Raw genomic sequence first — 5,431 nt, forward strand, 5'->3', positions numbered from 1 at the left:
CGGGCCGTGCGGCCGGCGCGTCGTCGTGGCCGCGCGGCGGCGCCTCGTGCGGCGTTCGGGACGTCTGCCCGGCCTCGGGCGGGACCGGCCGCGTGGCCGTGCCGACCGATCCGGCGGCGTCCCGGACGGAACGGTCCGCCTCGCCGACCTCGAGCCGTTCGGCGACCTCGGCGGCGTCGAGCGGGCCCAGCAGACGCAGCAGGTCGGCGACGCCCTCGACGCCCCGGACGCGGCGCTCGGGATCGAGCCGCTGCGCCTCGCGCTCGAACTGCGCGATGACGCCCGGGTCGAGGAGCTCGCGCAGCTCGACCTTGCCGAGCAGCTCGCTCAGCAGGGCCGGGTCGACCGACAGCGCCGCCGCGCGCCGCTCGGCCAGCGGCGAGTCGCCCTCGTACATGAACGCGCCGACGTAGCCGAACAGCAGGTCGCGCGCGAACGGCGACGGCTGCGCGGTCGTCGTCTCGACGAGCCGGATGCGCCGGTCGCCGATCGACCGCGCGATGCGCAGCAGCGCCGGCAGGTCGTAGACGTCCTGCAGCACCTCGCGCAGCGTCTCGAGGATGATCGGGAACGTCGGATGCCGCCGCGCGACCTCCAGCAGCTGCGCGGAGCGCTGCCGCTGCTGCCACAGCGGCGACCGGCGCGACGGGTTCAGGCGGGGGAGGAGCAGGGCGCGCGCCGCCGACTCCCGGAACCGCGAGGCGAACAGCGCCGAGCCGCCGACCTCCGCCGTGACCAGCTGCTCCAGCTCGTCGGGGTCGAAGACGAACAGGTCGGCGCCGGGAGGCTCGGCCGCGGCATCCGGGACGCGCGCGATGATCCCGTCGTCGCTCGCGACCGCGGCCCCCTCGACCCCCAGCTGCTCGCGGATGCGCGCGTTCACCGCCAGCGCCCACGGCGCGTGCACGTGCATGCCGTACGGGGAATGCAGGATGATGCGCCAGTCGCCGACCTCGTCGCGCGAGCGCTCGACGGTCAGCGTGCGGTCGGTGGGAAGGCTGCCGGTGGCCTCGCGCTGCTCGGCGAGGTAGGCGAGCAGGTTGCCGATCGCGTTGTCGTCGAGGCCCGACTCGCGCAGGCGCGCGGTGGCCTTCTCGACGGATGCCGTGGCGATCTCGCGCGAGAAGCGCCCGAGCGCCTCGCCCAGCTCGGCGGGCCGGCCGAGGCCGTCGCCGTGCCAGAACGGCAGCTTGCCCGGCTGGCCGAAGGCGGGCAGCACGTTCACGCGGTCGTGGGTGATCTCGACGATGCGCCAGCTGGTCGTGCCGAGGGTGAACACGTCGCCCACGCGCGACTCGTAGACCATCTCCTCGTCGAGCTCGCCCACGCGCGCGTTGCGGGCCTCGCCCGCGACGAAGACGCCGAACAGGCCCCGATCGGGAATGGTGCCGCCGCTCGTGACCGCGATCCGCTGCGCGCCGGGCCTGCCGGTGAGCGTGCCGTGGTCGCGATCCCACACGATGCGCGGGCGCAGCTCGGCGAACTCGTCGGACGGGAAGCGTCCGGCGAGGAGGTCGAGCGTCGCCTCGTACGCCGAGCGGGGGAGCGTGCGGAACGGCGCGGAGCGCTTGACCGTCTCGAACCAGCCCTCGACGTCGACAGGGCCGACGGCGCACGCCGCGACCGTCTGCTGGGCGAGGATGTCGAGCGGGTTCTGCGGCACCGCGATCGCCTCGATCTGGCCGGCCAGCATGCGCTCGGTGACCACGGCGGTGTGCAGCACGTCGCCGCGGTGCTTGGGGAACAGCGCCGCGCGGCTCACCTCGCCGACCTGGTGCCCGGCGCGACCCACGCGCTGCAGCCCCGAGGCGGCCGACGGCGGCGCCTCGACCTGGATGACGAGGTCGACGGCGCCCATGTCGATGCCGAGCTCGAGGCTCGACGTCGCGACGACGCAGCGCAGGATGCCGGACTTCAGCTCGTCCTCGACCTGCGCCCGCTGCTCCTTCGACACCGATCCGTGGTGCGCCTTCGCGAGGATCGGGGCGACCCCCGACGAGATCCCGGCCTGGGCCTCCCCGTTCGCCCCTCCACGCGTCGCATTCGCGCCGCGCGGAGCCTCTGCTCCGTGGGCCCCCATGGCCGCGGGCACGGTCGGGTCGGGCACGTCGAGCCCGAGCCGCTCGGCGTGGATCTCGTTGAGCCGCCCGGTGAGGCGCTCGGCGAGCCGTCGCGAGTTCGCGAACACGATCGTGGAGCGGTGCGCGAGGATGCGGTCGACGATCGCCTCCTCGACGTGCGGCCACACCGACCCGGTCATCTCCGTCGACGGCGGAGGCGCGAACCAGTCCCCGTCGCCGTCCGGCCCGCCGTCGGGATCCGCCGCCCCGCCATCGGGATCCGCCGCCCCGCCGCCTCCGGCGTCGCCTCCGGCGTCCGTCCCCGGGGGCGGGGGCGGGTTGAGCATGTCGTCCATCGGGACCACGACGCGCAGGTCGAACGCCTTGGTCGCGCGCGGCGCGACGATCTCGACCGCCGCCGCGCCGCCGAGGAAGCGTGCGACCTCGTCGATCGGCCGCACCGTGGCGGACAGCCCGATGCGCTGGGCGGGCCGCTCGAGCAGCGCGTCGAGTCGCTCGAGGCTCACCGCCAGATGGGCGCCGCGCTTGGTGGCCGCGACCGCGTGCACCTCGTCGACGATGACGGTGTGGACGCCGCGCAGGGTCTCGGCCGCCTGGCTCGTGAGCATGAGGTAGAGCGACTCCGGCGTCGTGATGAGGATGTCGGGCGGATCGGTCACGAGCTTGCGGCGATCGGCGGAGGTCGTGTCGCCGGAGCGGACGCCGACCGTGACGTCGGGCACCGGGACGCCCCGCCGGCGCGCGGCCTGCCCGATGCCGACGAGCGGCGAGCGGAGGTTGCGCTCGACGTCGACGCCGAGGGCCTTCAGCGGCGAGACGTAGAGCACGCGCGTGCGCGGGGGCACGGCATCCCCCCGCTTGCGCGTGCGAGGAGGGCGGTACGGCTCGCGGAAGATGCGGTCGATCGCCCAGAGGAACGCCGACAGGGTCTTGCCCGAGCCTGTCGGCGCGACGACCAGCGCGTGCTTGCCGGCGGAGATCGCGTCCCACGCGCCGGCCTGCGCGGTCGTCGGCTGAGCGAAGGCGTCGCGGAACCAGTCCTGCGTGGCAGGCCCGAACCGCTCGAGGGCGTCGCTCATGCCTCCATCATCGCGGCTGCCTCCGACACGCGGCCGGCGTTCGTCCGTGGCGTAGCGCCCGTCGCCCCGGATCGGTTCGCGATCCGGCGCGGGGCTCCATCGCGCGCCCCGCCGCACGCGGGGAGTCCGGGGTCTCCCGCGGGCGACGGAGCGCGATGCGCCGGATCGCGAACCGCCCCCTCATTCCTGGTCGGCGAGCTCGTCCTCCTCGGGCTCGAACGTCGACGGCTCGCCGGTGTGGCCGGCGGCGACGCCGTCCGGCGCGGGCGGGATGGTGCCGTCCTGGCCGAGGCCTCCCGGCTTCGGCTCGCCCTCGGGGTCGTTCTGTGCCTGGTCCACGTCGCGGTTCATGGCTGTTCCTCTCTCTGGGCGGGCCACGCTAGTCGCCGGCGCGCGCGGGGGCCGCCCCCTTGACAACGGATCGCGCGATGGTGCAGCGCGCCGCTGCCGTCTCGCGAGACCCCGCGACCCTGGTCACGTCACCTCGGCGAGCCTCCCGTCGCGCAGCTCGAGCGCGAGGTCGAGGCCCAGTCGGGCGAGGAAGCCGTCGTCGTGGCTGACGACGAGCACCGCGCCCCGGTAGGCCGACAGGGCGTCGACGAGCTGGTCGACCGTGTCGAGGTCGAGGTTGTTGGTCGGCTCGTCGAGCACCAGCAGCTGCGGCGGCGGGTCGGCCAGCAGCAGGCGGGCGAGCGCCACGCGGAACCGCTCGCCGCCCGAGAGCGCGGCGACGGGACGCAGCGCCGTGTCGCCGCGGATGAGGAACCGTGCCAGCCGGTTGCGCACCTCGGCCACCGGCAGCCGGGGCGCCGCGGCGCGCACGTCGTCGAGCACGGACGCGGCGTCGTCGAGCCCGTCGACCCGCTGCGACAGGTAGCCGATGCGGTCGGTGTGGGCGTTCGCCCGAAGGGCCGGGCCCTCGTCGCGCCCGGCGGAGGCCACGAGGGCCTCGAGCAGCGTGGTCTTGCCCGCGCCGTTGGGTCCGACGAGGGCCACCCGCTCCGGCCCCTGCACGATCCAGGAGCGCTCGCCGTCGCCGAGCGTCGCGATGCGACGCCCGGCTGCGACGCCGGGGTCGGGCAGATCGATGCGCACGGAGTCGTCGTCGCGCACGCGCCGCTCCGCGGCGTCGAGCGCCGCCCTCGCCTCCGACTCCTTGCCCGCCGCCTCGACGCGCAGCCGGCCCGCCGACTCCTGCGCGGCGCGCTTCTTCGCGTTCATGATGATCTTCGGCTCCCGCTTCTCGGCGCTGGCCTTCCTGCCCATCGCGGCGCGCTTGGCGAGCACCGACTCCTGCTGGATGCGGTCGCGCCGCTCCTGCCGCACGACCTGGCGCGCGGCGGTCTCGGCCTGCCGCGCGGCGTCCTGCTCGGCGTCCAGCCACGCCCGCCACTGCGAGTACGGTCCGCCGAACGTCGTGAGCTCGCTGCCGTACAGCTCCGCGGTGTCGTCCATGAGCTCGAGCAGCGCCGTGTCGTGGCTCACCACGATGAGCGTGCCGCGCCAGCCTCGGACGAGGTCGTACACGCGCGCCCGCGCGTCGCGGTCGAGGTTGTTGGTCGGCTCGTCGAGCAGCGTGATCGCGGCTCCCCGCAGGCGCACGCCGACGAGGGCGGCGAGCACCGCCTCTCCGCCGGAGAGCTCTCCGACGGTGCGGTCGAGCGCGCCCGGCGGCAGGCCGGCCTCGGCGAGCGCCGCCGTCGCACGCGCCTCGACGTCCCAGTCGTCGCCGACCGCGTCGAACCGGCGCGGGTCGACGTCGCCCGCGGCGATCGCGCGGACGGCGTCCAGCTGCTCGGCCACGCCGAGAAGCTCCGCGACCGGTCTGTCGACGCCGAGCGTGAGCTGCTGCGGCAGCAGCGCGACCGAGCCGTTCACGACGAGCGTGCCGGATGACGGGGCCGCAGCCCCCGCGATCAGGCGCAGCAGCGTGGACTTGCCCGAGCCGTTCCGGCCGACGAGGCCGGTGCGGCCCGCGGTGAACGCGCCGCTGACGCCGGACAGCGCGGTCGTGCCGTCCGGCCAGGTGAAGGTGACGCGGTCGAGGACGACCGCGGATGTGGTGGGTGCAGGCATGGTGCCTCCTCGGTGTCGTGGGTGCGCAGACACCGGGGAACACCGAGAGGCCTCGTTCGAGGAGGAGGACGGCGGGTCGACGGGTCTGCGCGGCTTCGGGGCGCGGACACGTCGGGTCGACGGATCTGCGCGATTACAGCGCGGTCGCGTCGCTCTTCGTCAACGTCTTTCCTCACACTCGGGACAGGGCGTCGG

3 protein-coding genes are annotated in these 5,431 nt (G+C 75.1%); all 3 read right to left on the reverse strand.

Annotated features, from left to right (window positions below; genetic code table 11):
• Positions 1-3,160: DEAD/DEAH box helicase (locus tag WML84_RS12380; RefSeq protein WP_347346448.1), on the reverse strand; the 3,160-nt coding region annotated here is incomplete at its 3' end.
• Between the two features lie 180 nt (positions 3,161-3,340).
• Positions 3,341-3,511, reverse strand: a complete 171-nt coding sequence (locus WML84_RS12385; protein WP_347346449.1) for a hypothetical protein — start codon at positions 3,509-3,511, stop codon at positions 3,341-3,343.
• 123 nt (positions 3,512-3,634) lie between these two features.
• On the reverse strand, positions 3,635-5,236 hold the full coding sequence (locus WML84_RS12390; protein ID WP_347346450.1) for an ATP-binding cassette domain-containing protein: 1,602 nt from the start codon (positions 5,234-5,236) through the stop codon (positions 3,635-3,637).
• Between the last annotated feature and the right edge of the window lie 195 nt (positions 5,237-5,431).

It is taken from the genome of Microbacterium sp. (assembly GCF_039812165.1).
GTDB lineage: Bacteria > Actinomycetota > Actinomycetes > Actinomycetales > Microbacteriaceae > Microbacterium.

Excerpts from the sequence above, each read along its gene's own strand:
- WML84_RS12385 (WP_347346449.1), bottom strand. The coding sequence starts at position 3,511 with ATGAACCGCGACGTGGACCAGGCACAGAACGACCCCGAGGGCGAGCCG.
- WML84_RS12390 (WP_347346450.1), bottom strand. The coding sequence starts at position 5,236 with ATGCCTGCACCCACCACATCCGCGGTCGTCCTCGACCGCGTCACCTTC.